At 52.6% G+C, this 25,453-nt stretch carries 21 protein-coding genes and 3 tRNA genes; 15 read left to right on the top strand and 9 right to left on the bottom strand.

Going from position 1 to position 25,453, the window contains the following annotated elements; all coding sequences use genetic code 11:
* Positions 1–305: 305 nt before the first annotated feature.
* Positions 306–854, bottom strand: coding sequence for a SecY-interacting protein (gene syd, locus KP22_RS07980; RefSeq protein WP_039301332.1), 549 nt, complete (start codon positions 852–854; stop codon positions 306–308).
* A gap of 70 nt (positions 855–924) precedes the next feature.
* On the opposite strand from syd, the gene queF reads away from it, so the two are divergent.
* From queF to xni, 3 genes are all read left to right on the top strand, one after another.
* On the top strand, positions 925–1,773 hold the full coding sequence (queF, locus tag KP22_RS07985) for an NADPH-dependent 7-cyano-7-deazaguanine reductase QueF (protein ID WP_039301329.1): 849 nt from the start codon (positions 925–927) through the stop codon (positions 1,771–1,773).
* Positions 1,774–2,089: 316 nt separating this feature from the next.
* On the top strand, positions 2,090–3,454 hold the full coding sequence (ppnN, locus tag KP22_RS07990; protein WP_039301326.1) for a nucleotide 5'-monophosphate nucleosidase PpnN: 1,365 nt from the start codon (positions 2,090–2,092) through the stop codon (positions 3,452–3,454).
* 66 nt (positions 3,455–3,520) lie between these two features.
* Positions 3,521–4,303 carry a flap endonuclease Xni gene (gene xni / locus KP22_RS07995; protein WP_039323615.1) on the top strand — a complete coding sequence of 261 codons (783 nt, stop codon included), beginning with the start codon at positions 3,521–3,523 and terminating at the stop codon, positions 4,301–4,303.
* A 47-nt stretch (positions 4,304–4,350) separates the two neighbouring features.
* Here the strand turns inward: xni and rlmM are convergent, their stop codons facing one another.
* The 4 genes from rlmM to KP22_RS08020 form a co-directional block, all read right to left on the bottom strand.
* Entirely contained in the window at positions 4,351–5,451 is a 1,101-nt protein-coding gene (gene rlmM, locus KP22_RS08000) for a 23S rRNA (cytidine(2498)-2'-O)-methyltransferase RlmM (protein ID WP_039323617.1), read from the bottom strand.
* Positions 5,444–5,839, bottom strand: a complete 396-nt coding sequence (locus tag KP22_RS08005; protein WP_039301317.1) for a DUF423 domain-containing protein — start codon at positions 5,837–5,839, stop codon at positions 5,444–5,446. The genes rlmM and KP22_RS08005 overlap by 8 nt, the downstream gene beginning before the upstream one ends.
* A 232-nt stretch (positions 5,840–6,071) precedes the next feature.
* The gene (locus KP22_RS08010) at positions 6,072–6,995 is read right to left on the bottom strand and encodes a transcriptional regulator GcvA (protein WP_039301315.1); all 924 of its coding nucleotides are present in this window, start codon (positions 6,993–6,995) and stop codon (positions 6,072–6,074) included.
* 546 nt (positions 6,996–7,541) lie between these two features.
* A complete protein-coding gene (locus KP22_RS08020; RefSeq protein ID WP_039301311.1) occupies positions 7,542–7,763 on the bottom strand; it encodes a YgdI/YgdR family lipoprotein in 222 nt (73 codons plus the stop codon).
* Positions 7,764–7,945: 182 nt separating this feature from the next.
* On the opposite strand from KP22_RS08020, the gene csdA reads away from it, so the two are divergent.
* The gene (gene csdA, locus KP22_RS08025; protein ID WP_039323622.1) at positions 7,946–9,151 is read left to right on the top strand and encodes a cysteine desulfurase CsdA; all 1,206 of its coding nucleotides are present in this window, start codon (positions 7,946–7,948) and stop codon (positions 9,149–9,151) included.
* A gap of 86 nt (positions 9,152–9,237) precedes the next feature.
* Positions 9,238–9,693, top strand: a complete 456-nt coding sequence (csdE, locus tag KP22_RS08030) for a cysteine desulfurase sulfur acceptor subunit CsdE (RefSeq protein WP_039301307.1) — start codon at positions 9,238–9,240, stop codon at positions 9,691–9,693.
* 14 nt (positions 9,694–9,707) lie between these two features.
* Here csdE and tcdA read toward each other — a convergent pair whose 3' ends face one another.
* On the bottom strand, positions 9,708–10,526 hold the full coding sequence (tcdA, locus tag KP22_RS08035) for a tRNA cyclic N6-threonylcarbamoyladenosine(37) synthase TcdA (RefSeq protein ID WP_011092609.1): 819 nt from the start codon (positions 10,524–10,526) through the stop codon (positions 9,708–9,710).
* Between the two features lie 56 nt (positions 10,527–10,582).
* Positions 10,583–12,841: a molybdopterin-dependent oxidoreductase gene (locus tag KP22_RS08040; RefSeq protein ID WP_039323624.1), complete on the bottom strand. Its 2,259-nt coding sequence runs from the start codon at positions 12,839–12,841 to the stop codon at positions 10,583–10,585.
* A gap of 535 nt (positions 12,842–13,376) precedes the next feature.
* Between KP22_RS08040 and KP22_RS08045 the strand changes: the two genes are divergently transcribed.
* The 6 genes from KP22_RS08045 to KP22_RS08070 all read left to right on the top strand — a co-directional run bounded on the left by KP22_RS08045 (position 13,377) and on the right by KP22_RS08070 (position 20,492).
* On the top strand, positions 13,377–14,963 hold the full coding sequence (locus KP22_RS08045) for an ABC transporter substrate-binding protein (RefSeq protein WP_039323626.1): 1,587 nt from the start codon (positions 13,377–13,379) through the stop codon (positions 14,961–14,963).
* A gap of 53 nt (positions 14,964–15,016) precedes the next feature.
* Complete coding sequence (locus tag KP22_RS08050; protein ID WP_039323628.1) at positions 15,017–16,003, top strand: ABC transporter permease; 987 nt, start codon at positions 15,017–15,019, stop codon at positions 16,001–16,003.
* 1 nt (position 16,004) lies between these two features.
* Positions 16,005–16,940, top strand: coding sequence for an ABC transporter permease (locus KP22_RS08055; RefSeq protein WP_039323629.1), 936 nt, complete (start codon positions 16,005–16,007; stop codon positions 16,938–16,940).
* Complete coding sequence (locus KP22_RS08060; protein WP_039323631.1) at positions 16,937–18,679, top strand: ABC transporter ATP-binding protein; 1,743 nt, start codon at positions 16,937–16,939, stop codon at positions 18,677–18,679. Before KP22_RS08055 ends, KP22_RS08060 begins: the two co-directional genes overlap by 4 nt.
* Positions 18,680–18,808: 129 nt before the next feature.
* On the top strand, positions 18,809–19,501 hold the full coding sequence (locus KP22_RS08065) for a TetR/AcrR family transcriptional regulator (protein ID WP_039323633.1): 693 nt from the start codon (positions 18,809–18,811) through the stop codon (positions 19,499–19,501).
* Positions 19,502–19,574: 73 nt separating this feature from the next.
* Positions 19,575–20,492 (top strand): 4-hydroxy-tetrahydrodipicolinate synthase family protein, encoded by a 918-nt coding sequence (locus KP22_RS08070; protein WP_039301288.1) that lies wholly within the window; start codon positions 19,575–19,577, stop codon positions 20,490–20,492.
* A gap of 96 nt (positions 20,493–20,588) precedes the next feature.
* On the opposite strand, the gene mltA is transcribed toward KP22_RS08070, so the two are convergent.
* Entirely contained in the window at positions 20,589–21,719 is a 1,131-nt protein-coding gene (mltA, locus tag KP22_RS08075; protein ID WP_039301285.1) for a murein transglycosylase A, read from the bottom strand.
* Between the two features lie 270 nt (positions 21,720–21,989).
* On the opposite strand from mltA, the gene KP22_RS08080 reads away from it, so the two are divergent.
* The 3 genes from KP22_RS08080 to KP22_RS08090 all read left to right on the top strand — a co-directional run bounded on the left by KP22_RS08080 (position 21,990) and on the right by KP22_RS08090 (position 22,315).
* Positions 21,990–22,066: transfer RNA gene (locus tag KP22_RS08080), tRNA-Met, on the top strand.
* 48 nt (positions 22,067–22,114) lie between these two features.
* Positions 22,115–22,191 (top strand) — tRNA-Met (locus KP22_RS08085).
* Between the two features lie 47 nt (positions 22,192–22,238).
* Positions 22,239–22,315, top strand: a tRNA-Met gene (locus KP22_RS08090).
* A 190-nt stretch (positions 22,316–22,505) separates the two neighbouring features.
* Here the strand turns inward: KP22_RS08090 and amiC are convergent.
* A complete protein-coding gene (amiC, locus tag KP22_RS08095) occupies positions 22,506–23,750 on the bottom strand; it encodes an N-acetylmuramoyl-L-alanine amidase AmiC (protein ID WP_039302807.1) in 1,245 nt (414 codons plus the stop codon).
* Between the two features lie 354 nt (positions 23,751–24,104).
* Between amiC and argA the strand changes: the two genes are divergently transcribed.
* Positions 24,105–25,448 (top strand): amino-acid N-acetyltransferase, encoded by a 1,344-nt coding sequence (gene argA / locus KP22_RS08100; protein WP_197061547.1) that lies wholly within the window; start codon positions 24,105–24,107, stop codon positions 25,446–25,448.
* The last annotated feature ends 5 nt before the right edge of the window (positions 25,449–25,453 follow it).

A 25,453-nucleotide genomic window follows, 5' to 3' on the forward strand; every position in this document is an offset into this window, starting at 1 on the left:
AATGTCTCTTCCTGAAAACGCTCCGAGTGCAGTAACGTTATTTTGTTACCGATAGTCACCGTTATATACACTGAAACCGGTTACTAATTTAAGTAATAAGATGTATTAATTGTCAGCTTTCGGCAAGGGGTAAGTGACAATGTTTCTCTGCCACCCTTAAGAGACACGGTAAGATATTAACACAACAGCATGATTAATAACTAAAAAATAAAAATGAAACATATTTTCAACATTAAAGATAAGACATTTCCTACAGAAAATGTAAGAGATCTCTCACAAAGCCGAAAGTGAAATTCGATTAACCATTAGAGCACTAACGGATTAAGGCCTGAAAGAAACGTCGCCAACGTCGGCGCTAAGCACTGGCGTTTCTTTGTTCCAAATTCTTCCAGAATGATCTCTCCTGAAACATTACACAACGACACCATCGTCATCTCAGAATTGGTCGTCGCTAAAAATAGCGTCGGCGTAAGCTTGAGACGCTTCTGCGTTAACAAATGGCCAATCAGATTTTCCTGCATGCGAGTGAAGTCCTCTTCACTCCACACCTGCAACAGTTGGCAAGATAGTGAATCAAACTGCGCCGCCATATCCCCAGCATACTGCGCGGTGTAGAAAGCGTGAACATCAGGATGCAGGCTGATTTCCAGCGCGCGTTCCACGCCATCCAATGCGGCTGAAGGGACAAAAGGCTGTGGCGACCAGTAAACCGCATCCTCATGATTTTCAACAATACACGGGGAAGGTATACCGTAAAGCGCTTCACTGGCGGGCAAATGCCCCTTTTCTTGTTGCCAACAGGCGACATAGCGCTGGGTAAACGCTGTCAGTGCAGAAACAACCTCATGCTCCATAATTTTTCTCATCACTCTTTTAGTCAGGTTACACTATTCGCCATTACACTTATCACATCAAGGTAACAGCATGTCCGTTTATGACAAGCAGCAGGCCCTAAGCGGGCTAACACTGGGCAAACCCACTGCCTACCACGATCGCTATGATGCCGCTCTTCTGCAACCCGTGCCACGCAGCCTGAACCGCGATCCACTCGGTATTTATCCTGACAACCTGCCGTTTCATGGTGCCGATATCTGGACACTCTACGAGCTTTCCTGGCTGAATAACCACGGTGTCCCCCAGGTGGCCGTCGGTGAAATGCATCTCAATGCAGAAAGTCGGAACCTGATTGAATCAAAAAGTTTTAAGCTGTATCTGAACAGCTTTAATCAGACGAAATTCGACAGTTGGGAAAGTGTGTGCGCAACGTTAACCAACGATTTGGCGCATTGTGCCCAAGGAGATGTGAGCGTCACGCTATTCAAACTCAGCGAGCTTGAAGGTCAACCGCTAACCGCATTCACAGGCGAGTGCATCGATGAACAAGACATTCAGATCGACAGTTACGATTTCAACGCCGACTATCTGGCGACAAATGAGCAGGACGCCCCTGTCGTTGAAGAAACGCTGGTCAGCCACCTGCTAAAATCCAACTGTTTGATCACCCATCAGCCCGACTGGGGCTCCGTACAAATTCACTATCGCGGTAAACGCATTAATCGTGAAGCGCTGCTACGCTACATTGTCTCATTTCGCCACCATAACGAATTTCACGAACAGTGCGTGGAACGCATTTTTAACGACCTCATGCACTACTACCAACCGGAAAAACTCAGCGTGTATGCTCGCTACACTCGACGCGGCGGACTGGACATCAATCCGTGGCGCAGCAACTACGCCGCTAGTGTGCCAAATGGACGCCTGCCGCGCCAGTAACTCACCGACGACGGCGTATCATTGTGAAATAGTGCGTAGCGTCACGCAAGTTAGCCGAGAGACTAGCGTCAGCATTGGAAAAAATGATGGCAGCGCGTTAAGGTGGTAGGCCAGACAACAAAAGACCCATAACGTCTGAACCGTGCTCAAGTAGGTTTATTTAAGTCTGCGGTATGTAACGCCTGTGCGTTCCACATAACGCTTTAAATGAATGACATTCGTGCCATGTTGCTGAAACGTCGAGCGTGTAGCAACGGATCGTGCTCTCGGCAGCCAGCATGGCATCGCGAATTATATTGCGTTTCAAGGAGCAAAATTGATTACACATATCAGCCCATTGGGATCGATGGATTTGTTATCGCAGTTGGAAGTAGACATGCTGAAAAGCACGGCTAGCAGCGACCTCTACCGTTTGTTTCGCAACTGTTCCCTCGCCGTACTGAATTCCGGTAGCCAGACAGATAACAGTAAAGAGCTACTATCTCGTTATGAAGACTTTGATATCAACGTGCTGCGTCGCGAGCGTGGCGTCAAACTGGAACTGGTGAATCCGCCAGAAGACGCTTTCGTTGATGGCAACATCATTCGAGCCTTGCAAGCTAACCTGTTCGCCGTATTGCGCGACATTCTGTTCGTCAACGGCCAAATCGCCAGCGCAGGTCGCTATCAGAACCTGAATCTGGAAAATTCCGCCCATATCACCAATCTGGTGTTTTCTATCCTGCGTAATGCCAAGGCGCTCCATATCGGGGAAGAACCGAACATGGTGGTCTGCTGGGGTGGTCACTCGATTAATGAAATTGAATACCTGTATGCCCGCAAGGTCGGCAGCCAGCTTGGCCTGCGTGAGCTGAATATCTGCACAGGATGTGGTCCGGGCGCGATGGAAGCACCAATGAAAGGTGCCGCCGTCGGCCACGCGCAGCAGCGTTACAAAGAGGGCCGCTTCATTGGCATGACCGAACCGTCCATCATTGCCGCAGAGCCGCCGAACCCGCTGGTCAATGAATTGATCATCATGCCGGATATCGAAAAGCGTCTGGAAGCCTTTGTCCGTATCGGGCATGGCATCATTATTTTCCCCGGCGGGGTCGGAACGGCGGAAGAGTTCCTCTATCTGCTGGGCATTATGATGAACCCAGAAAACAGCGAGCAGGTACTGCCGATTATCCTGACCGGACCGGAAGAAAGCGCAGATTATTTCCGCGTGCTGGATGAGTTCATTGTTGGCACATTAGGCCGTCAGGCGCGTCGCTACTATTCGATCATTATTAATGACGCGGCAGAAGTCGCCCGTCAGATGAAGAAAGCGATGCCGCTGGTGAAGGAAAGCCGCCGCCATACGGGCGATGCCTACAGCTTTAACTGGTCATTGCGCATCGCACCCGATCTGCAACTGCCCTTCGAGCCGAGCCACGAAAATATGGCTGATCTTAACCTGCATCCAAATCAGCCAGCTGAAGAGCTTGCGGCCGCGCTGCGCCGGGCATTCTCCGGCATTGTGGCTGGTAATGTGAAGGAAGTTGGTATTCAGGCGATAGAGCAACGTGGGCCATATAAAATTCATGGTGACGCGCAGATGATGAAAAGCATGGATACGCTGTTACAGGGCTTTGTCGCACAGCAGCGCATGAAGCTGCCCGGCAGCGCCTATATTCCCTGCTACGAAATCTGCTCATAACCGCTCACTCAACCAATATCTACGTGGGGAAGCCTAGCTTCCCCCCTCCTTTTCAGGAATGATGCGATGCCCGTCCATTTGCTGATTGTCGACGCACTCAATCTGATTCGTCGCATTCATGCGGTACAAGGTTCTCCCTGTATCACGGCATGCCAACATGCGCTGCATCAACTCATACAAAACAGCCAGCCTACGCACGCGGTGGCCGTCTTTGATGATGAAGATCGCGATACCAGTTGGCGTCACCAACTCCTGCCGGACTACAAGGCGGGACGCACGCCGATGCCGGATAATTTGAAACAGGAACTCCCGCAGATTAAAGCGGCGTTTGCCGCTGTTGGTGTAGCAAGCTGGCATAGCCCCGGTAATGAAGCCGATGATTTGGCTGCTACACTGGCGACTAAGCTGTCATCAGCGGGCTATCAGGCAACGATTGTGTCGACAGATAAAGGTTACTGCCAGTTGCTAGCACCACACATTCAGATCAGGGATTATTTTCAGAAGCGCTGGCTGGATTTGCCGTTTGTCGAACAAGAGTTTGGTGTTTCACCACAGCAGTTGACGGACTACTGGGGGCTGGCAGGCATCAGCAGCAGCAAGATTCCAGGCGTCGCGGGTATCGGCCCTAAAAGTGCCGCACAGCTCCTGCAACAGGCAGGAAGCCTGGAAGCGCTATACCAGCAATTAGATGCTGTGCCGGAGAAGTGGCGTAAGAAGCTGGAACTGCATAAAGAAATGGCGCTGATCAGCCGTCAGGTTGCTACGCTGCGTACCGACTTAACGCTTAATGGCAATCTGCAACAGTTGAGGCTACCCGTGCAGAGCAGCGCTCAGACACGTTCTTACTAATTAATACGGATGCGTACCTGAAGCTTCAGATACGCATCTAGTAAGTGCTATCGCTCGTCGCGACGGCCAGGCACTGCACTCCAGAAACGACGCACATGCACAGTGACCTCTTCACGGTCATGGTACAAATGCTTGGCATGTACTTCGGCATGAATACCATTTTCGCTCAGGCGTTCACGCAGCAGCGCCAGATTCTGTGACACTTCTTCGTAACGCTTCTTCATCGGTAGTTTGAGGTTGAATATCGTTTCACGACACCAGCCTTTAACCAGCCAATCACTCATCAGGCTGGTGACTTTAGCGGGTTTTTCCACCATATCACACACCAGCCAATAGACATTATTGCGCGGTGGCTCGAAGCGGAAACCATCCGCTTGATGGTGCATCACCTGCCCGGTGTCCATCAAGCTCGGTGCCATTGGCCCGTTGTCAACCGCATAAACCATCATGCTGCGCTTGACCAACTGATAAGTCCAGCCGCCGGGGCAAGCGCCCAAATCCACCGCGTACATACCGCTGCCCAGACGCTCATCCCACTCATCCGCAGGAACGAAAACGTGAAATGCCTCTTCAAGTTTCAGCGTAGAACGGCTCGGCGCATCAGAAGGGAACTTGAGGCGTGGGATCCCCATATAGAACGGTGAATTGTTATTGCTATAAGAGTAACCGACATAGCAACAGCCAGGCGCAATGAACAGCACATGCAGCACCGGTCGATCCTCTTTTTCATAGCCCAGAAGAATTTTATGTTCGCGCAACGCCGCGCGCAGCGGCACGGTGAACTTGCGGCAGAATTTCATCAGCTCTTTGCTTTCATTGGTGTCAGGCACTTCAACGCGCAGCTCCCCAGCCCGTTCAATCGCACCGGTCAACATACCAACAATCGGCGTGATACGGTCTTCTGGCGGTAGATCGCGCAGCAGTTCACCACTGACGAACATCTGGCGGGCAAAAATCAGCTCATGGAACGGCAGCGTCTTTACCAGACGTTCGGCATCTTCATGCTGGTAGCATTCAAACACGACGTAGCCACTGTTTTCTTTTACCCGCGCGAAGCCAAATGCGTTGTGCTGCGTGGCTTTTTCCGTTATTTCCGCCGCACACTCTTTCTCAAACCCAGGACGGCAATACAAAATGACTTTATTCATGGCGTTCAGCCTTTCTCTTCAGACGCAGTGCGCCAATCAACATTAATATCCATCCCACCAGAAAACAGGCTCCGCCAATCGGCGTCACATAAACCCACAGTTTCAGGTGAGAAAGCGCCAGACAGTACAAACTTCCGCTGAAGAGTACCGTTCCCAACGCCAGAAAAACGCTGCTCCAGTAAAACCACAGATTGGTTCGCTGTTGCATCGCAACCGCCAGCGCCAGAATCGCGAGCGTGTGAAATGCTTGATACTCAAGGCCAGTTTTTAACCAGCCCAGTTCCGTTGCACCCAGCGTTTTACTGAGAACGTGGGAACCAAACGCGCCTAGCGCGACAAAAGTAAAGCCGCTAATAGCGGCAAATACCAACATGAAACGACTATTCATCGTTATTACCTATAAACGAGGTTGCTGACAAAGACCGACAAGCGGTAGTAACGGATAGATCGTAAAGACGCTGTAAACACGTCCCTGTGCACTCGGCTTGCGCCATCCCTGGCGCAAACGCTTTACTCTTCTATTCCGTTACTCCCGTTTTCATTCTGCAAATAGATCTGTCATCAGTCTGAAACGTAGTTATCTACGTGAGTTATTCGGTTAATCAGCCCGCGACACGGCTTCAGCGTGTGCCATTGTCATAGCGGAAGCGAAATTTTTCCTGCTCGCTGGCCGCGCGCGCCAGAATCCAATGGCGAAAAGCGGCTATTTTACCCAGTTCTGCCTGGCTGTCATGACATACCAGATAAAAAGCATTCCGGCTAACCAACACATCATTAAACGGGCACACCAGTCGCCCAGCTTCGAGCTCCGTTTGCGCCATCACATTATTCGCCAGCGCCACGCCCTGCCCGTGGATCGCCGCCTGCAACACCATCGCACTGTGGCTGAAAATCGGCCCCTGCTGCACATTAATCTGCACGCCAAGCTGACGTGTATAGGACAACCAGTCACGGCGCGATGCATCGTGAAGCAGCGTGTGTGCGACCAAATCGTCCGGTGTCTTCAACGGATGATTCCCCGTCAGTAACACCGGCGAGCAAACTGGCAGAAGATACTCGGCGTACAACTTTTCCACCCGCAATCCCGGCCAGTTTCCTCGGCCGTAGAAAATGGCGACATCCACATCATCGGCCAGACGATCTTCGTCACGATCCACCGCCTGAATACGAACATCAATCCCCGGATAGTCGGAGTTAAAGCTCGAAAGACGCGGTACCAGCCAATGAATAGCAAAGCTGGGCAGCAGGCTCACCGTTAATGCGCCTTTCGCGCTACGGGATTGCAGCTTACGCGTCGCATCATTCAGCGATGAGAAGATCTCTTTGATATCAAGATAGTAACTCTGCCCCTCTTCAGTCAGTAACAGGGAACGATTACGACGGCGGAATAATTTCAGCCCCAAAAAATCTTCCAGCGATTTAATCTGGTGGCTGACAGCAGCCTGCGTGACAAACAGCTCTTCTGCCGCTTTGGTAAAGCTTAAATGGCGAGCCGCCGCATCAAAAACGCGCAATGCGTTGAGCGGAGGTAGACGTTTTGACATGAATGAAATCTTTTTGTTTGCGCTAAATCAGCGATTTATCAGGCACAGTTGTCCCCATTAAATCTTAAGATGCAGAAAGGCAATAACGGGAAAGATCGCCAGCCAGTTAGCTGACTACGCAATTAATACCAGCGGCAACAGCCAGACTCTCTGCAACAAAAAGATGACGGGTACAGATATTAGTTTTTGTAATCCGAGACATTATAATTTGTCCGTTGAGGATGTACCAGCAAATACCTATATTAGCGCAACTTCCTGAGCCGGAACGAAAAGTGCGGAGGGGTGACCTGAGGTGCTTTTGGCTTGTGGTTGTGATGTTGTGTTTGCTATTTATTTGTCTGCCTTTTGCAGATGTGGTAGCGAGTCTACCCTATTCACTTCCTGTACATTTACCCTGTCTGTCTAAAGTGATTTTTTATGTAGCACCGCAAATTGCGGTGCTTTTTTTTCGTCTGGGGCAAAAACAAAAAAGCCAGCGTTTTGCCGCTGGCGTTTGAGTCTGCATTAACAACATTAGCGATATTCAACAACGTTAGCGATCTTCGATTATTTCGCTTCAACCATTTCCCGCACATTATCACGACTAATCTGCTGATTCTGTCCATACGCGTCGGTATAACTGATCATACCCGTGTCGCTATCCACTTTTGGTTTCCCTTCAGCAATGATAGTCCGCCCATCATTGGTATGGAGAACATAATTACTCGAACAGGCAGCCAGAGAAAACGCCATGACAACAGCGGCAAAAATAGAGATTTTATTCTTCATAATTAGCCCTCATCAACTTTAAATGTCATCCAATATACTTATATCATCAGGAAATCCTGAAAAATAACACTTTAAAGCGTAGCAAGAATTATTTTTTTTTCCATAAAATCGCATTAAGTATAGTCCTAAACTTGTCTCTCTCGACAAAATGCGACAGGATCTGCCTCCAAAAGAGGATGCTCATGACACCGTTTAACCCCGCCACCTTTCGCCAACAGTTTCCGGCTATCCAGCACGCGACAGTGTATCTTGATAGTGCAGCGACCGCACTGAAGCCCCAGTCCGTCATTGATGCGATGCAGCAGTTCTATTCTAGTGAAAGTGGTACGGTACATCGCAGCCAGCATCGCGGCGCGCAGGCACTAACCCTGCGTTTTGAAGGCGCTCGTGAGCAAGTTGCCGCCTTACTCCATGCAGACGATCCGCGTTCTATTGTCTGGACCAGAGGCACGACAGAAGCCATCAATCTGGTCGCGCAAAGCTATGCCCGCCCTCGCCTTCAACCGGGCGACGAGATCGTCGTTAGCGAAGCGGAGCATCACGCTAATCTCATTCCCTGGCTGATGGTGGCGCAGCAAACCGGTGCGAGCGTGGTGAAATTACCGATAGGCGCAGATTTCTTACCGGATATTGAGCAGTTAACCACGTTGATCACGCCAAAAACTCGCCTGCTGGCGCTGGGTCAGATGTCAAACGTGACGGGTGGCCAGCCCGATCTGGCGCGTGCGATTACGTTGGCTCATCGCTATGGCGCGGTGGTGATGGTTGACGGTGCGCAGGGCATCGTTCATTGCCCACCGGATGTACAGGCGCTGGATATCGATTTTTACGCATTTTCCGGGCACAAACTTTATGCACCTACCGGGATTGGCGTGCTATATGGCAAAACCGCATTGCTGGAAAGCATGGTGCCGTGGCAAGGCGGTGGAAAAATGATGGCGCGGGTTTCCTTTGACGGGTTCCAGCCACAAGCGATTCCACAACGGTTTGAAGCGGGGACACCGCATATTGCTGGCGTGCTTGGTCTGTCTGCCGCGCTAGACTGGCTGACCACGCTGGATTGGCACGCCGCAGAGCAGCACAGCCAGCAGTTGGCGCTGCACGCTGAAATTCATCTGGCGCAGTTTCCCGGTTTTCGTAGCTTCCGTTGTGCAAATTCCAGCGTACTGTCCTTTGATATTGCCGGTGTGCACCACAGCGATCTGATTACACTACTCGCCGAAAGCGGCATCGCGCTGCGTGCTGGACATCACTGCGCGCAGCCGCTAATGGACGCACTCGGCATCAGCGGCACGATCCGCGCCTCGTTTGCCCCGTATAATAACCAACAAGATGTTGCTGCGCTGATCGCCGCAATGGGCAACGCCCTTGAGTTGCTGAGCGACTAGCCGACTCGACAAACGATAATCGACCATACACTATTGATTGTATAAAACCTATTGATCGTATAAAACCTATTGATCGACAACGGACTATGACCGAGATAACCGACACCGCACATCCTTTTGGCCACCACATCACTGTTGCCGATCTGCTGACACGATTCGATGCCTGCCGAGCTTGGGAAGATCGCTATCGACAGCTCATTTTGCTGGCAAAATCGCTGCCAGCACTGCCCGATGCACTAAAAACCGAGGATATTTCATTATCCGGCTGTGAAAATCACGTCTGGCTAGGTTACCAACGTCAGGAAGACGGCAGACTACATTTTTACGGTGATAGCGACGGGCGCATCGTGCGGGGATTGCTAGCAGTATTATTAACCGCCGCTGAGGGAAAAACGCCAGAAACGCTGTTACAGCAGGATCCGCTGGCGCTATTCGATACGTTGGGGCTACGCGTTCAGCTCAGCGCTTCACGTTCAAGCGGGCTGGCCGCGTTAGCCGCCAGAATCAAGGACATTGCCGAACAAGAAGCGGCGAGCGAGTAGCAGATTACGCGATGCTATCTCTGCGTCGCGGACGCTCTTTCCATTTTCGCGATCATCTTCTTCAGCGCATGAGAGACCGCAACGAACCCAAAGGTTGCGGTGACCATCGTCGCCGCACCAAAGCCTGACGCGCAATCCATACGCATCACCCCATCAGCCGTACTGCGAGACGCACAAACGGAACCGTCAGGCTGCGGATAAACCAGCGGTTCGCTGGAAAATACACAATCGATACCCAGTTTTCCTTTGCTGTTCTTCACCACGTTAAAATCGTGCTTTAACCGTTCACGCAGCTTAGCGGCCAGCGGATCCTGAATCGTTTTCGCCAGATCGACCACCTCAATGCGGGTCGGATCGATCTGCCCGCCCGCACCGCCGGTTGTCACCACCGGGATCTTATAGCGACGACAGTATGACAGCAGAGCAGCCTTCGGGCGAACGCTGTCGATAGCATCAATCACATAGCTAAAATTCTGGTCGAGAAACTCGGCCACGTTTTCCGCGCTGATGAAATCATCCACGCAGGTGACGTTGCATTCTGGGTTGATCGCCAGAATACGTTCCGCCATCACTTCCGTTTTCGACTGTCCGGTATGCTGACGCAGCGCGTGGATCTGGCGGTTGGTATTACTGACACACACATCATCCATATCGATCAGCGTGATCGCGCCGATGCCGGTACGTGCCAGCGCCTCAGCCGCCCAGGAGCCGACGCCGCCGATGCCAATCACGCAAACGTGAGCCTGAGAAAACAGCGCCAGCGCCTGTTGACCATATAACCGCGCGGTGCCGCCGAAGCGTTGCAAATAGGCTTCGGATAATTGCGTATTCATTCAACCAACCTTACGAAAACAAAAGCACAGGAAAATAAAAGCGGCTCAGAATAGCGCTAAACCCGCACGACATCCACCAGACAGCTCATGGCGTTCGGCCCCTGCGTCAGCGGCGACGTGCCGATATCCAGCGTCAGTACATTCGCATTTCCTGATTGTTCAACCGGATGCCACGTTTTTTGACCAAAACCGGGCTCAAACCAGGCTCCGGTAGACATGATCACGACGCCCGGCGTTACACCGTCGGTAATCTGTACGCCAGCCAGAATACGGCCACGCGCATTTCTGACTTCCACCTGTGAACGGTCGATAATATCGCGCGCGGCAGCGTCCTGCGGATGCATATACAGCGTCTCTTTTCCTGCGGTCTTATTCGCAGCAACCTGTGGCGTAGCGGCCAGTTGGCTGTGCAAGCGGTCAGATGGCTGAATGGAAATAAAGTGCAGCGGCCATTCTTCCGTGCTTTTGGCTCCCAGCCATTCAACGGGAGGCTGCCACTCAGGATGCGGCGCAAAATCGGCATAGCCATAGCTGGCGATGGCAGCGCTAAACAGTTCAATTTTACCGCTTGGCGTACTCAAGGCATGCTGCTGCGGATCGCGGCGGAAATCCTCAAAGAACACAAACGGCTTTTCATCCATCGGAATTTCTACATGTCCCTGCTGCCAGAAGTCCTCAAATGACGGCCAGCTATCAGCGAAATCTCGCTGCCTCACTCGGCACTCGTCATAAAGATGTTCCAGCCACTGCTGCTCGCTGCGGTTTTGCGTAAACGCGTCTCTATAGCCCAAACGCTCCGCCAGCTCGCTGAAAATATCCACGTCGTTACGCGCCTGATGCTGCGGCGCAATCGCCTGATGCATAGCAAAGATAAAGCGATCGCGGGACGATCCGCCAATATCATTACGCTCCAGCGTGGTGGTGACGGGCAGCACGATGTCAGCCATCTGCGCCGCAGGCGTCCAGACGATATCCTGCACAATCACCGTATCCGGCTTGCGCCAGCCGTCCACCAGACGGTTCAACTGCTGGTGATGGTGGAACGGGTTACCGCCCGCCCAGTGAATCAGATGAATATCGGGGTAAGTGTGCGTTTCACCCTGAAAGGTATAAGGCGTTCCCGGATGCAGTAGCATATCGGCGATACGCGCCACGGGGATCGCCCGTCCTGCGTTCGGGGTAGACGGCGAAGCTGGTGCAGGCGTTGAAATACGTTCGTTGCCGACGCTGTTCATCGAACCGTGACCAAAGGAGAAGCCACCGCCCGGTAGCCCCACTTGCCCTAGCATAGAAGACAGCGCGATCATCATCCAGTAAGGCTGTTCGCCACGGTGCGCGCGCTGCACAGAGTAAGAGCAGGTAATAAAGCTGCGCACGCCAATTAACTGCTGCGCCAGACGCCGGATGCGCTCGGCGGGGATGCCCGTGATATCGCTGGCCCATTCGGGCGTTTTCACCACGCCGTCACCGCGACCGTGCAAATAGTCACTCAACTGCTCATAACCGACGCAGTAGCGTTGCAGGAAATCCTTATCGTCAGCGCCCAGACGCTGAATTTCATAACCCAGCGCCAACATCAGGGCGACATCAGTATTTGGGCGGATGGGGATCCATTCGGCATTCACAAACTCAGGGCAATCGTCGCGCATCGGGCTGATGTTAATAACGGGAATCCCTTTTGCCACCAGCGCTTCCAATGCGGGCTTAAGCGTATGGTGCCCGGCACCGCCGGATGCCACCTGCGCGTTTTTCAGCGCCAAACCACCAAACGCGAGAAAAATATCACAGTGTTCGGCGACGCTGCGCCATTCGGTCACCTTACCCGTTAGCGGATGGAAAGTGCCGATCACATAAGGCAGGAAGAACTGCGCAGCACCCCAACTGTAATTGCCCTGTTGGTCGACCGCACCACCGCCGGAAAAATAGAATCGTCGTACCTGAGAGCGCGCGTGGTGATAACGTCCGGCTGACGACCAGCCGTAGGAACCGGCAAAAAGCCCGTCTGCCCCATAGCGATCGCGAACACGGCGATTTTCCTGCGCGACCAGGTCGAGCGCCACGTCCCAATCCACCTCAACAAAATCTTCCCGACCGCGCAGCGTTCTGTCGCTGTTCTCTCGCTTCTGGAGCCAGGAACGGCGCACCGATGGCCGACGGATGCGCCGGTCGGAATACACCAGCGGCACGATGGAATCTAGCATAGCGGAAGGGGCCGGATCGCCCGCAAACGGTTCGCATCGAATTAGCCTGCCGTCTTCAACCACAGCGGTAAACGCGCCCCAATGCGCAAGATGTGGATAACGTTTAATCGCCATGACAACCTCAGGATAAGTAATTAGCAGGGTGGATAATAACCTGAATTATCCACGTCCCCAACATCAAGAAGAGTGAATAGTTTATGCATAATCCGGCATTCGTTATCCATATTTAAACGTTCGTTTAAAACATATGTTGGGCTAGGGTTTAACCAGAAAATAAAGAGGTGGTTCAGGATAATGTCGATCGTTTAACAACAGAGATACACGGAGCGACCACGGGCGAGGTATCCCTGCGGGAACCTCATCCCCGTGTTTCTCCTAAAATGAGGCTTAAGTGACCCGCTTTAAAATTCAGGCAGTTTTATTCTTTGTTCGTTATTCAAACCAGGACGCAGCATGAAAACCATTACACCACACAGCAACAGTAATGACGTTATTTCATTACTGCCCCGATGTTGACTTAACCCAGCCTTATTTCTCTTCCTCCTGAAGAGAAAGGTGCGTTGTCACCCCCAAACACATCATTCAAAACACGCCATTAAAAAATAACAGCGGGGAGCACACCTCTGCCCTCTGCATACGGATGGGAAATATGAAAAAAAATTTCTTCTTGTCAGCGCTGATTCTGACATCTTCGCTCTTCGGCCTTGCCACACAGGCGGAAACGTTGACGCCCAAACGCGGCGGTACGCTGAACTTTTTGGCTGAGCCTGAGCCGCCGGTCTTAACCAGTCTGGTTAGCACCAGCGGCGCGGTGATGAAGATCAACGCCAAGGTGATTGAAGGCCTGTTGAATTACGATTTCGCTATGAAACCAACCCCGCAGCTTGCGACCAGTTGGTCGGTTAGCCCGGACGGTAAACAATATACGTTCCACCTGCGTAAAGGCGTGAAATGGCATGACGGGCAAGATTTCACCTCTGCGGACGTCGCGTTTTCCATTCTGACCGTCAAAAAATACAATTCACGCGGTCAAGGCACCTTTGCCAACGTCACCGAAGTGAAGACTCCCGATCCGTACACCGCGATCCTGGAACTGTCAAAACCCGCACCTTACCTGCTGAGCGCGTTCTCCGCCAACGAAGCACCTATCGTGCCGAAACACTTATATGAAGGCACAAACATTCTGTCTAATCCTCACAATACCGCGCCGATTGGTACTGGCCCGTTTGTGTTCAAGGAATGGGTGCGTGGCAGCCATATCCTTTATGAACGTAACCCGAACTACTGGGACAGCCCTAAGCCGTACGTCGATAAACTGGTGGTGAAGATCATCCCCGATGCCGCCACTCGCACGATTGCCCTTGAAACCGGCGCATTGGATCTGGGAAGCGACTCTCCCGTTCCACTGAGTGAAATTGAACGCATCAAGAAAAACCCCAAGTTGGGCATTGAAACCGCGGGCTATGGTTACAGCCCGACGCAAACCCGCATCGAATTCAATCTGGATAACCCTTATCTGAAGAACCTGAAGGTTCGCCAGGCCATTGCGCACAGCATCAACATTGATGTGTTGAAAAACGTAGTGTGGTACGGCTATGCGGTAAATTCACCAACGCCGATTACGCCGGAGCTGGCACAGTTCCATGATACGACGCCATCACCTTATGGCTTCGATGTTGCCAAAGCGAACAAGCTACTGGACGAAGCAGGCTTCCCGCGGCAGGCAAACGGTATCCGCTTCAAGCTGGTACATGATTTCATGCCCTATGGCGACAGCTTCAAACGCGTAGCGGAATACCTCAAATCATCGCTGGCTAAAGTCGGCATTGACGTCACCATTCGCTCTCAGGATTTCGCCACCTTCGTTAAGCGTGTTTATACCGACCGCGACTTTGACTTCAACAACGGCTCTATTTCAAACCTGTTCGATCCCGCGGTAGGCGTGCAGCGCCTGTACTGGTCAAAAACCTATCAACCGGGCGTGCCTTTCGGCAACGGCTCACATTACAGCAACCCAGAAGTCGACCGTCTGCTTGAGCAGGCCTCGGTGGAAACCGATCCTGAAAAACGCGTGGAATTGTACAAGCAGTTCCAACGCATCATCGCCACGGATATTCCTGATTTGAACCTGCTCCAGATTAAGCGCCAGACCATTTACAACAAGCGCGTGCATAACGTCGTCACGGATATTCAGGGCGTCAACGGCAGCCTGGCCGACGTGTGGGTGGATCAGTAATCGTAATACAACATTCCCGTGCGCGGGCAGGGGAACTCTCATGAAGGTATGTGATGAATAAAGTAGAACGAATCGGGCGCGTGTTGTGGCGTACCCTGCTTCATGCGCTGCCAACGGCGATTGGCATTATCATTCTGGTGTTTTTCCTGTTGCAGTTGGTGCCGGGAGACGCCGTTGATGTGCTGGCTGGCGAATCAGGTAATGCAACCGAAGCGACCATGGCACACCTGCGCACCCAATTCGGTCTCGATCAGCCCATACTGCAACAGCTCTCGGTTTATTTGGGCAATTTGGCACAGTTCAGCCTCGGCTTCTCTCCCCGCTACAACGCACCGGTGATGGATCTGATCCTGTCACGGCTGCCGGGCACGCTGTTCCTGATGCTACTGTCACAGGTATTCGCCATCGTGATCGGTATCGCTCTGGGAGCGATAATGGCGGTGTGGGCGGGTAAATGGCCCGATCGCCTGCTTTCTCTGATCGCGCTGCTGCTCTATTCCACACCGGGATTTTGGATCGGCCTGATGACGCTGATTCTGTTTTCCGTTCATCTTGATTGGCTGCCAAGCGGCGGCAACATCACCATCGGCGCAAACCTGACTGGCTGGACGTATTTCAAGGATATGTTGCAGCATGCCATTCTCCCGGTACTGGCGCTGAGCAGCTTTTTCATTGCCATTTATGCCCGCCTGACCCGAGCCGCCATGCTGGAAATCGCCCAGCAGGATTTCGTGCGCACCGCGCATGCCAAAGGGCTGTCGCCGCTGTGGGTCACAATCAGGCACATCCTGCGCTGTGCGCTGCTGCCAATTACTACCGTTGCGGGTATGCACTTCGGCAATCTGCTGGGCGGAGCAGCCGTGGTCGAGACGGTCTTTAGCTGGCCGGGGCTGGGTCGTCTGGCGCTGGAAGCGGTGATGGCTCGCGATTTCAACGTCTTGCTGGGTGTCCTGCTGCTTTCCGCTTTCTTAGTCATTTTGGCTAACGTGCTGGTGGACTTACTGCAATCCTGGCTCGATCCCCGAATTAAGGCTCGCTGATATGAATAACCTTTCTCCTGAAAACCTCGCACCGAAGAAAGCCGCAGCAGAGGGCGTCAGCTCAGCGACGACTCGTCCGTTAAAAACATCGTTTCGTCTGTCGCCGGAGGTGCGTGCATTTATCCGTAATCCCGCGGGGATGGCCGGCCTGCTGTTGCTGATTACGGTATTTCTGATGGCGGTGTTTGCGCCGTTACTGTATCCCGGCGATCCGCTGGATATGGTCGCTCAGCCTTTCTTGTGGCCGGGCGAAAACCCTGATTTCCCATTCGGAACCGATTCAATGGGCCGGGATGTCGCTGCTGGCATCGTCCACGGCTCACAGGTTTCCTTGCAAATCGGCTTCTCAGCCGTGATGGTCAGTCTGTTAATTGGCACCGTCGTCGGTGCGCTGGCGGGCTATTTTGGCGGTCGGGTTGATGACCTGCTGGTTCACATCACCGAACTGTTCCAGACCTTCCCGACCTTTTTGCTGGTCGTGGTACTGGTCGCCATCGGTTCCCCTTCGGTTACGCTGATTTCTCTGGCCATCGGTATTGCCTCCTGGCCGACGATTGCCCGTCTGGTGCGGGCCGAGTTTCGCTCGCTGCGTGAAAGCGATTTTGTATTAGCCGCACGCAGTCAGGGATTCTCCAGCCTGCGAATCATCTTTCAGGAAATGCTGCCAAACGCACTGCCGTCGATCATCGTCACCACGTCGGTCATGGTCGCTTCGGCTATTTTGATTGAGTCCGCCTTATCCTTCTTAGGCTTTGGCGATCCGAACCGCGTGAGCTGGGGCAGCATGATTGGCGCAGGCCGCGAATCGCTGCGCACCGCCTGGTTTCTTACCGCCCTGCCCGGCACTGCGCTGGTCTTAACCGTGCTGTCACTGAATCTGGTTGGCGACGCGTTGAACGATGCCCTGAATCCACGCTTACGAGGGAGAAGCGCATGAAGCCGCTGGTCGATATTCAAGATTTACGCGTGGATTTTCCCGGCCATCAAGCGGTTCGAGGGTTAAACCTGACGATTCATGCCGGAGAAACGCTGGCGCTGGTCGGTGAATCCGGCTGCGGTAAATCCGCGACGGCGCTGTCCCTGATGCGGCTGGTCGCCGAGCCGGGCAAAATCAGCGGCCGTATTCTGTTTGACGGACACGACTTGCTTACCCTGCCGGATCGCAAGATGCGCCAACTACGCGGCAATGCGCTGTCGATGATTTTTCAGGAACCGATGACGTCGCTCAATCCCGTGCTCTCTATCGGGCAGCAGATTAGTGAAACGCTGCGGCTGCATGAAGCGCTAACGCCTGTACAGGCACGGACTCGCGCTATCGAGCTGCTGGATCTGGTCAAGATCCCAGAGCCGGCCAGACGAGTTGATGACTATCCGCATAACCTGTCTGGCGGCCAGCGTCAGCGCGTCATGATCGCCATGGCCGTGGCGTGCCGTCCGCGTTTGCTGATTGCCGATGAGCCAACCACGGCGCTGGACGTCACTATTCAGGCACAAATTTTGGCGCTTCTGGATAATCTGCGGCGCGAATTCTCGATGAGCCTGCTGCTGATTACCCACGATCTTGGGCTGGTTGCGCAATGGGCCGACCGCGTGGCAGTGATGTATGCCGGGCAAAAAGTAGAAGAAGCGCAGGCGGCTGACCTGTTTCAGTCACCCACGCACAGCCTTTCACCCAAGCATAACGCTTTCCCCAAACACAACTACACACGTGGGCTATTGGCGACATCGCTGCATATGGATCAGGACAGACATTACCGTACCCATCGGCTGGCGGAAATCCATCATGCGGCGACGAACAACGACTCCGGTTTTACGCTGCTGACGCCGCCCAGCTTGATTCACCGAGCCATCGATACCGACCAGCAGCCGCTGCTCTCCCTGCAAAATATTCAGACCCGCTATGCAACACCGCAGGGCAAGGTGCTGGCGGTTGACGATGTGTCACTGACGGTTTTACCCGGAGAAACGCTGGGTCTGGTGGGCGAATCCGGCTGTGGTAAATCGACCTTGTCCAAAACTATTCTGCGTCTGTTACCGCCTTCACACGGGCAGATCGTTTTTGATGGGCAAGATATAACCACGCTAAAAGAATCACGGCTGAAAGCGTTACGCCAGCGGGTGCAGATGATCTTTCAGGATCCCTATGCCTCACTGAATCCACGCCACAGCATTCAGCACATTCTTGAAACGCCGCTGATTGTGCACGGCCCTGGCGATCGTTCGCAGCGACAGTTGGCGATCAAAAATATCATCGATCGCGTTGGTCTGCCGCAAAGCAGCCTGAATCGCTATCCCCATGAGTTTTCCGGCGGACAGCGCCAGCGTATCGGCATTGCTCGTGCGCTGGTCGTGCGTCCTTCACTGGTGATTTGCGACGAGCCTGTATCCGCGCTCGATGTCTCGATTCAGGCGCAAATTCTTAATCTGCTGGTGGAGCTAAAGAACGAAATGGGTCTGTCACTGTTGTTTATTTCCCACGATCTCGCGGTGGTGCGTTATATCGCCGACCGGGTCATGGTCATGCAAAACGGGCGCTGCGTGGAAAGTGGCGATCACCACAGCATCTGGCATCAGCCGCAGCATCCGTATACCCGCAAACTGATCGATGCCGTCCCCGGTGGGCAGCGTGAAGAGCTTGTACATTCACCGCAGATGAGCAGGCAGGCGCATGGATAAGCACAGTGAACACAGGGAGAGAACAATGAACACATCGACATCGGCCGTTATTGACCAGACGGTTATGGAATCGACCATTTTCATGACGGCAATATGCCAGCCGTCGAGCAAAAGCAAAAAGGATGAATCATGGTGGAGTTATTGAAAACCAAAGCGCAAAGCAAAGAAAAAGAGGCAGACATTAAACAGCGCATCCTACGTGAAGCCATCACGATCTTTGCCACCAAAGGAAGTGAACTCACGACGATTCGTGAAATCACCGAAGCCACCAACGTAAACGTGGCGTCAGTGAATTATTACTTTGGCTCGAAAGAAGGATTGCTGCGTGCCGTGCTGGACCATGTTCTTGGCCCGTTAAATGACGAAAGAACGCGTCTGCTGGATGAGGTGGAAAAAGCCCATCAGGGTGGTGATCTGCCCGTTGCCGCGCTGCTGGATGCACTATTACGCCCGCTGGTTAAAACGACCCGCACGCCCGACGGCGGACGTATTGTCGTTCGGCTATTACAGCACCTACGCGCGACGCCAGGTCTGGAAGTCACCGCCCTGCTTTCGGCTCAGTTAGATCAGGTCGCCCACCGTTTTATCGATGCCTTTACTCATGCGTTGCCGCAGTTGTCTCGTGCAGAGGTGATCTGGCGCTATGAATTTGCTCGTGGTGCTGCCATGCACGTATTAACTGACGCCGATCCACGTTCTGGCCGTCTGGCACTGCTCTCCAAAGGACTCTGTGACAATCGCGATGACGATCGCGTGCTGTCGCATCTATTACGTTTTGTCGAGGCGGGTTTTATCGCCGCACCGCTGACTGAGGCCTCCTAAATCCACACTTATCGCGAGCAGTAGTTCCGAACTTTATTTATCCGTAATACGGATACGCCAACAGGAAAAAAACATGAGCAGAGAAAAAATTGAAGGGTCATTTGTTGCCCTCATCACACCGTTTAATGACGATGGTAGCGTGGATTTTGGCGCATTTGAGGCGCTATTAAAATTTCAGGAAGACAACGGCACGGCCGCCGTTTTGATTATGGGATCAACGGGGGAAGTTTCCATGTTGTCCCCAGACGAGAGAAAAGCGATCATCCGCCGTACCGCACAATACAGCACCAATAAAATGAAGCTGTTCTACGGCTGCACCGGTAACAATACCGATACCACCATTGACTATGTTCGCTATGCGCATGACAACGGCGCAGACGGTGCCATTATCGCCGCACCGGCTTATATCTGCGCCAGCGAAAGCGATATCGAAAGCTACTTTCTGGAAATTGCAGACGCGACCGATTTGCCGTTAGGGATTTATAACAATCCGCCACGCGTGAAAACAGACCTGCACTGGACGTCTCTGCTGCGTATTTTCAAACACCCGAACTACGTTATTCATAAAGAATCCACAACTCGCGTGGGTCAGGTTGCACAAGTTCTGGCAGGCAATCCGGATGTTTCGGTGATGTGCTGCGACTCGCCCAATCTGGGGTTAGTGGTACCAACGATGTCGCTGGGCGGCCATGGAACCGCCAACATGACGGGCAACATTGCGCCAGCAGAACTGGCAGAAATTTCTCGCCCGTGGAAAAACGGCAAGGATGCAGAACGTTTCCGTAACGCCTATCAGCATTTGCTGCCGCTGCTGCATTACACCTATTCGGCAATCAACCCAGTGGCGGTGAAATCATTAATGAAGGCAGTAGGTTTACCAGCAGGCAGCCTGCGCCGTCCACTGAGAGGATTACAGGGCGAAGCGTTGGATTCCGGCGTTCGCATCGTGAACGAATTAGGGCTGAGCAGCAAATACGGCTTTAAAAGCTGATTATCTTCTGGGCATTAGCGTGTAGAACACGAGGATTTACTCTCAGAAGTGGCATAAATAGAAAGCCACTTCTGAGATATCAAACGAAAGGGATCACTACTGCGGATTACTGACTAACAACGAGCCTGAGCCGTTCGCCGAACTGCTTTGCCCGTTCTTCAATACCCAGACCCGGCCATAGTGGTTATAAAAACCCGCCGAGTGCCCCGCGTCCGGCCCAATACCCTGGTACATATCGAAGTGTTGGCCTTTAATCGCGCCACCGACATCCAGCGCAATCATCAGGCGCATCTCATACTTGCCAGTGAATTTGCCAACGTTATCCAATAGCGGTACTTCCATTAACAGTGCAGTACCTGCTGGAATCAGCGAGCGGTCGGAGGCGACGGAAGCTTTCGCCACCAGCGGCACCGCACTTGCGCCTTTGACGGGCGCAGACATCATCGGCTTAAAGAAGACAAAAGAAGGGTTCTGTTCAAACAGTTCACGCACTTCATATTCGGTGTGCTCCTCCGCCCATTTGCGGATTGCCTGCATAGACATCTCTTCACGCGGCACTTCACCACGATCGATCAACACCTTACCAATACTGCGGTAGGCATGGCCATTTTTACCCGCATAGCCGAAGAATGTCAGCGGGCGTCCATCGCCAAAATCAATATAGGCGCTGCCCTGCACTTCCATCATGAAGTTATCAACCAGCGAGTTGGTCCAGGCGAGAACCAGTCGCTCATTCAGCGCACCTGAATAAATTCCGGCACGATCCGGTAGACGGCGGTTATTTTTACCTTTTGACGGCATCGCATATAAAGGATGACGGAATTCTCCCTGACGGGTGTACCGTGCCTGCAATACCGGCGTGTAGTAACCCGTAAACTGCACGTTACCAAAGTTGTCGACGCCTTCCATCTGCCAGGCGCTCAGACCAAACTTGCTCAGTTCACGGGTGTCTGCACCTGACATCATCCAGTTTTCAATAGCCTGAAAGGTCGTATTGTTACGCGCATACAGATTCGGTGACGCCGACCGAATTTCCGAAACCTGAGTGATGAAATCCCGCGCGTTGACCGGCTTTCCTTTGGCATTAGGCTCATTCACCAATTCCAAAGGCTGATTGAGGTGACCATCTTTATATTGCTGCCCGCGATCGGTTGGCCTCGATTGACAACCCGCCAGAATAGCAATGACCACTGCGGTCAGCACATATTTTCCCCACCGTCCCTTCATCTTTTGCGCTCGCTTTTTACATCAAAAATTTACCGTCGAACGATAACAAACGCCTATCGAGAAAGGAATGGGACAGCGCATAAATCAATGAGGTAAGGAACAACGGTTCGGCGCATGGCATCGCAAGAAGCCATTTTCTGTAAATCGCCCCATTACGTTCACAAAATAATCCATCCGGCCGTAAATCAATCACCTAACAGCCAAATTCAGCGTTTTTTACAGAAATAGGTTGCATCAATGTGCGCGGAGAGTATAGTGCGCATCCACGGACGCGGGGTGGAGCAGCCTGGTAGCTCGTCGGGCTCATAACCCGAAGGTCGTCGGTTCAAATCCGGCCCCCGCAACCAATTGATGTGAGTCGTCCATCAAAAGCAGTAAAGATAAGTCAGTACGGACGCGGGATGGAGCAGCCTGGTAGCTCGTCGGGCTCATAACCCGAAGGTCGTCGGTTCAAATCCGGCTCCCGCAACCAATTGATGTGAATCGTCCATCAAAGCAGTGAAGATTAGTTATTACGGACGCGGGGTGGAGCAGCCTGGTAGCTCGTCGGGCTCATAACCCGAAGGTCGTCGGTTCAAATCCGGCCCCCGCAACCAACTAAGACTATCTTTAATCAAGAAGTCAGCAACAAAGCACCTTAACGGGTGCTTTTTTGTTTGCTGCGCCACGTGTTTTTTTGTCAATGCTCTACTTCTACGCTCGTCTACAACATATTTCCTTTAAACCGCGCCGACAAGACGCGACCATACGTAATATTGACGACACCAGCAATACCAGCGACACAAACTACCGCTCCGCCTGACTGGCAAAATAGGCTTTAATCCCTGCGAAAATGGATTCGGCAATCTGCTGCTGGAAATGACTGGTGCGCAGCTTGCGCTCTTCTTCCAGATTACTGATAAATGCCGTTTCAACCAGAACAGAAGGAATATCCGGTGCTTTCAGTACCGCGAATCCGGCCTGATCGACACTGTTTTTGTGCAGACGATTCACCTTGCCCAGCCGGGTCAGGATCTCTTTACCAAACGTCAAACTGTCGCCAATCGTCACGGTCTGCACCAGATCAAACATGGTGTGATCCAGATAGCGATCGCCGCTCATGCTTACCCCACCGATCAAATCCGATTCGTTCTGGGTCTCAGCCAAAAATTTGGCGGCGGTGCTGGTTGCCCCTTTCTTCGAGAGTGCAAAAACCGACGATCCCCTGGCCGATCGATTGGTAAAGGCATCCGCATGAATAGAAATAAACAGATCGGCACGCTGCTTGCGCGCTTTCGCCACCCGTACGCGTAGCGGAATGAATACATCTTCATTGCGTGTCATATACGCTTTCATGTTGGATTCATTATCAATCAGCTTACGCAGGCGTCGGGCGATTTGCAGCACGATGTCTTTCTCGCGCGTTTTATTTTTGCCAATCGCACCGGGATCTTCCCCCCCGTGGCCGGGATCCAGCATAATAATCAGCGGGCGATCCCGCCCTGCTTTCCCCGCTTTCGGTGCTTCCGCTGGCAGCGTGCGCTCCAAATCGCCTTTGTTGTAATCCTCCAGCAGCGCCAGTAACGGATCGTCTTCGTTATCGTAGCGCCCTGAGGCAGGATACAAATCCAGCACCAGTCGATGCTTGAATTCGGCCACCGGATCCAGCGTAAAGACTTTAGTCGTCGCCTGCTGCTTAAGCTCCAACACCAAACGCACCGTGCTTTTATCAAACTGTCCGATGCGCGCTTCTTTAATCAGCGGATCGTTATCCTGCTGAAACTGGCTGGCTATTTCCTTTAGTACCCTGTTCAGATGAACATTTTCGATATCCACCACAATGCGTTCAGGATTACTGAGACTAAACTGTTTATATTTCAGCGAATGATTGGATTCCAACGTGACGCGGGTATAGGCAGAAGATGGCCAGACACGCACGGCGATAACCTGTGCCGTCGCAGCTAAACCCACACCACTTACGCTTAATAGCCAGGTTGCTGCTGCGCTTTGTAATAGACGCCGTCGAGTCAGATGATGATTCGAATGAGACATGCCGCTCCGATCTAATTGCTGTGCGCTATCCTGCATTGTCGTGTTGCCACTGCACGGATATGCCACCAAAAAATGAATAAAGGTAAAAATTGTCAAAAACTTTAACGAATCTGCTCCGTGCTGTCATGCAAAAATCCTGTGCATGCCCGTCATACTTCAAGCTGCATGTGCGTTGGCTTCCCTTAAATACTCGGCCCGTCGTGGGCCTCGCCCTAGCGGACCAACGTTTTGTCCTGCAACTCGAATTATTTACGGCATGGTGACGATATGAAACAAAACTCTCACTTTTCTGGTTAATACTTCCTCTTGCGTTTTGCGCCATAAAGAATAAAAATACACAAATTACGAATAAAAATGCAAAGAGGGCTCACAGTGAAGGAACGTAGTACAGAGCTGGTTCAGGGCTTCCGCCATTCAGTTCCCTATATCAATGCCCACCGTGGCAAAACGTTTGTCATCATGTTAGGTGGCGAGGCCATTGAACATGCCAACTTCTCTAACATCGTAAATGATATTGGGCTGCTACACAGTCTGGGGATCAAACTGGTCGTCGTTTATGGTGCCCGTCCCCAGATCGATGCCAACCTGACAACACACCACTACGAGCCCCACTATCATAAAAATACCCGTATCACCGACAGCGCCACGCTGGAGCTGGTCAAGCAGGCGGCGGGTATGCTGCAACTGGATATCACCGCCCGACTGTCGATGAGCCTGAATAACACACCGCTGCAAGGTGCTCATATTAATGTCGTCAGCGGTAATTTTATTATCGCGCAGCCGCTTGGCGTTGATGACGGCGTGGACTACTGCCACAGTGGCCGTATTCGTCGTATTGATGAAGAAGCGGTTCACCGCCAGTTAAATAGCGGTGCAATTGTGCTGCTTGGACCGGTTGCCGTTTCAGTCACCGGTGAAAGTTTCAATTTAACCTCAGAAGAGGTTGCGACCCAGCTCGCAATTAAGCTGAAAGCAGAGAAGATGATTGGCTTCTGCTCTTCACAGGGTGTGACTAACGAAGAAGGACGCATCATTTCCGAGCTGTTCCCGGACGATGCGCAGCAGCGTATTGATGTACTGGAACAGGCTGGCGATTACCACTCTGGTACGGTCAGATTCCTGCGCGGTTCAGTCAAAGCCTGTCGTAGCGGCGTGCGCCGCAGCCACCTGATCAGCTATCAGGACGACGGAGCGCTGTTGCAGGAACTGTTCTCACGCGACGGAATCGGTACGCAGATCGTGATGGAAAGCGCCGAGCAGGTTCGCCGTGCGACCATCAATGACATCGGCGGTATTCTGGAATTGATCCGTCCTCTGGAAGAACAAGGCATTCTGGTTAGACGCTCGCGTGAACAGCTGGAAATGGAGATCGACAAATTCACCGTCGTAGTACGCGATAACCTGACCATCGCCTGCGCCGCGCTTTACCCGTTCCCGGAAGAAAGCATCGGCGAAATGGCCTGCGTCGCGGTTCACCCGGATTACCGCAGTTCATCACGTGGCGATATGTTGTTAATGCGCGTAGCCGCTCAGGCGCGCCAGCAGGGTCTGCAAAAACTGTTCGTTCTGACGACGCACAGTATCCACTGGTTCCAGGAGCGCGGTTTTTTACCCGCCGAAGTGGAAATGCTGCCGAAGAAAAAACAGGCGCTCTACAACTACCAGCGTCGCTCGAAGATTCTGGTACTGGATCTCTGAATTAT

This window comes from Pectobacterium betavasculorum, from assembly GCF_000749845.1.
GTDB lineage: Bacteria > Pseudomonadota > Gammaproteobacteria > Enterobacterales > Enterobacteriaceae > Pectobacterium > Pectobacterium betavasculorum.